Source organism: Clostridium mucosae (assembly GCF_024622765.1).
GTDB lineage: Bacteria > Bacillota > Clostridia > Clostridiales > Clostridiaceae > Clostridium.
In genome coordinates this window covers 1-3,504 of the sequence record NZ_JANKAF010000049.1, presented here as the reverse complement: position 1 = coordinate 3,504, position 3,504 = coordinate 1, and the positions used below count along the sequence as shown (strand labels likewise).

General features: G+C 26.2%; 4 protein-coding genes and 1 pseudogene. All 5 read right to left on the bottom strand.

Features of this window, described 5'->3' with window-relative positions; translation table 11 throughout:
* Window positions 1-181: pseudogene (locus tag NSA50_RS19555) on the bottom strand (tRNA (N6-isopentenyl adenosine(37)-C2)-methylthiotransferase MiaB); the annotation flags it as partial.
* Between the two features lie 158 nt (window positions 182-339).
* Window positions 340-828 (bottom strand): DUF4236 domain-containing protein, encoded by a 489-nt coding sequence (locus NSA50_RS19550; protein ID WP_257448201.1) that lies wholly within the window; start codon window positions 826-828, stop codon window positions 340-342.
* Window positions 829-840: 12 nt separating this feature from the next.
* The gene (locus tag NSA50_RS19545; protein ID WP_257448199.1) at window positions 841-1,368 is read right to left on the bottom strand and encodes a hypothetical protein; all 528 of its coding nucleotides are present in this window, start codon (window positions 1,366-1,368) and stop codon (window positions 841-843) included.
* 1,068 nt (window positions 1,369-2,436) lie between these two features.
* On the bottom strand, window positions 2,437-2,874 hold the full coding sequence (locus NSA50_RS19540; RefSeq protein ID WP_257448197.1) for a helix-turn-helix domain-containing protein: 438 nt from the start codon (window positions 2,872-2,874) through the stop codon (window positions 2,437-2,439).
* 61 nt (window positions 2,875-2,935) lie between these two features.
* Window positions 2,936-3,328 (bottom strand): hypothetical protein, encoded by a 393-nt coding sequence (locus NSA50_RS19535; protein ID WP_257448195.1) that lies wholly within the window; start codon window positions 3,326-3,328, stop codon window positions 2,936-2,938.
* Window positions 3,329-3,504: the final 176 nt, after the last annotated feature.

Genomic DNA, 3,504 nt, shown 5'->3' with positions numbered 1-3,504 from the left:
TTACGCAGCAAGTATTATATATTATTATGCCAGCTTCCTCTATTGATTCAGTTTTAGTGTATCCTACACTTTTAAGCATACCTGATAGCTTTTCCGAATCTTCTTCATTCATTTGGCATCCCCATGTTTGAATATAGAAGAGTTTCTTATTATTGTTATTTTTCTTTAAATTACTCAAAATTCCATTCCTCCATTTATATAAAAACCACTATAAAGTATATCAAATTTATTATGATTTTAATATATTTTTTATTTCTTAGTCTTATGTCAAAATAAGATAGATATAATATAATTGTCTAGTTTACTAATAATATGTATTAATAATTTAAAATTAAAGTTCTAATTTCTTAATTTTTCATTTTGAGATAAAATACTATTTAACTCGCTCTCTTTTTTTCTTATTATTGAATTGTTAGTCTCTATTTCTTTTTTTACTTGTTCAACTTCAGCATTTGAAATTCTTCCAATTCCTCCAATTAAACTTCCTATCATTAATCCAATAATTGCAATAATTATTTGTTTATAGTATTTCTTAAAAAACTTCTTAAAACCTTTTTTATTAGATTCAGTCGTAGTCTCTTTCATATTAGTATTCGTTTGACTTTCATTTACTGTTTCTATATTTGAAATTTTAGATATATTTGAAGCTTTAGATATTTTTTTCTGATATCTCATAGGGCCTACAGATCCATAAATTCTTGTACCTTGCTTATTGGTGCTTATTCTAGCCCCTTTAACACCAGTTGATATTCCAAGGCCTCCTTTACTAGATAGGTTTATCCTTGTATTGTTTCCTATTTTAATTGATTTTCTAAAACTAATTCCCATTAAAATATCCTCCTACCAGCATTTATCACAACGTTCATATCGACTTTGTGCTTGTTTTAACGTTACTTGTCTTGCTCTATTTGGATTCATTCTTCCACAATTGTTTTTGCTATGATATTTATTTCCTGTTTCTGATAGCCACACCATTTCTCCAATTGCTTCCTCACTTCTATTGGTAACAGTATTCCCAGAACTAGTATTATTATTTCCAGAATTAGCAGCAACATTTCCTGAAGTATTATTAGATGAATTATTTTTAGCTGCTTCCTCTTCTGATTTCTTTTTTTCAGCTGCTTCTTTAGCTAAGCGTTCTGCTTCGGCCTTAGCGATTCTTTCTTTTTCTTCTTTCTCAGAAACTAATACTGCATTTGTTTCTTTTTCTTTAGCTATAAGTTTATCAATTTCCGCAATATGAGAAACTTGTGAATCCATATTACTTACAAGTTTCTCATATTCTTGCTGAGTCATATTACTACTTCCGGATGCTATTCCAATAAAAAGTGATACTATTAATGTTAAAATTATACTTTTGTTTTTCATTATTTAATCCTCCTTATTAATATAAAAATTACATAGATATTTTAATATTAAAATTAATATTTTATCAAGAGTTTCGATAAAATATCTTTAAATGCGACAAAATACGACTTTTATTAATAGTATATTAAAATCTTTTTAGGAAATACTGTTGATATAGATACACAACTTAAAATTATACATTTTTATATTGCTTTTCATTATATTTAAACATAAAAAAGCACCCAGTATAAACCGAGTGCTCCACGGATAAATATTAAAAAGTTATCTATAATACTTATAGCCTAATTAGAATTTTCAAAGAGAAATAACTACATACACATACAGAGCTATTATTAAGTATTATATTCTCAATTATATCTAATTTTATTCATCTCTAAAATAGTATTTAACGTATATTTTATCTTATCATACGAAAATAGCACCCAGTATGAACCGAGTGCTACCTGATAAAAATTAAGAGCTATGTAATACTTATAAACAATTATTATCAGTATATTTAAATTATAGTTGAAATATGCATGAATGATGTGTTGAATCATTATTACTTTATAATTAATTAATAAGTATTACAACTTAATTATAAGCAAATTTCCTACTTCTTGAAATAATCTTTAGCGTATTTATTCTATTATTTCACGACTTCAATATACAAGAATAGCACCCAATTAACCTGAGTGCTATTCTATGTATAACAAATGATGCTAGTAAAAATTAAATAATCTTTACTACGATGTATCTTCTTTTTAATTATATCTACTTTTATTCAGTTTTTAAACACCTTTTTACGTATCTTTCTTATCTTATCACGAATTAATTAATATCCTTCACATTAATTAACTTTCTGAATAAATTATATGTATAATATACTCTCTTTTAGATAATACTATTATTGCTAGAATGTATTACTATTTTTTTATCATTTTCTTCTTAATCGGTAGCATTCATAATTTGTATGTTGCCGATTTTCATTTTATTATATATATTTCCTATTAATAATTTTTTGTTATATCTTTATCATCTATCTTTCTATTAATGGCAATTTAATTTTACTTCCTATTAAATTCTTTTTTATTCCTTGTGACATTTTTTCTCTCCGTAAATCCTTTCCATAGCCTCTTTCGTTATAAGAGTTATTCTGCCTGCTTTTCTATAATCCACGCCTGGAACGAACTTCTTGCTATTTATAGCTGATCTTATAGTGCTTTCTGCCTTCCCCCATATTTCCGCAGCTTCATTTACTGTCATTACTTCATCTATTTCTAATTTTAATTCTTTAGCCTCTAATAAAAGTCCCTCACTAGGATTATATATAATAGCTTCATCATCTACTATATACTCAATATCATCCTCTGTACGCTTTATATATCCTGCTACAGATAGACTATCTGTTAAGTCAAATATACACTCACCGTCTTTTATATCTTCCCAAACATTTAAATTTCCTAAAAGAAAATTCTTAGTTTCCTCTCTTAAATCTCCCCATCTAACTCCAACTAATTTATTCATAATTACATTCCTCCAATATTTTTTATTAGCTAGTTTTAAAGAGATCTAGCAACTCTTCATATTATTTTCTTAATTCTTCAATCATCCTTTCTACTATTGCAACTCTGCTTGATGTTACATTAAAGCAAAACTTTTCTGTCATGCAATCAAAATACATACTATTTTTTCTTAAAGCTTTTGGATTTAAAAGTTCAATGTTTAATTTTTCAGCTAATTCCATTAAATTATTAACATATATTCTTTTAGCTATAACATTACCTTCTGAATCATTTTTACTCCAAACTTTATATCCTAAGTTTTGTAATTTTTCTTCTACTGCCATTTCAACCTCTCCTTCACTTTGAAGATAAGCTAAACATAAACCTAATTGGAATTTATAATCAACTTCTTGATATTCATTTTTAATTTCCTTTGTCATTTGATGTGCTTTTATCATTAATTCTTTCTTAGTCATTTTAACTTACCTCCGTTTGATTTATCTTATAATACTATTATACGCGATTAATCGCGTATCGTCAATACTTTTTTGCTATTTTTTATTAAATTTTCTATATTTTTATAAATAAAAAAGCCTAGTAAATAAGGTTATTATTCCTTACTTACTAGGCTTGATACTAAACTAACTTAGCT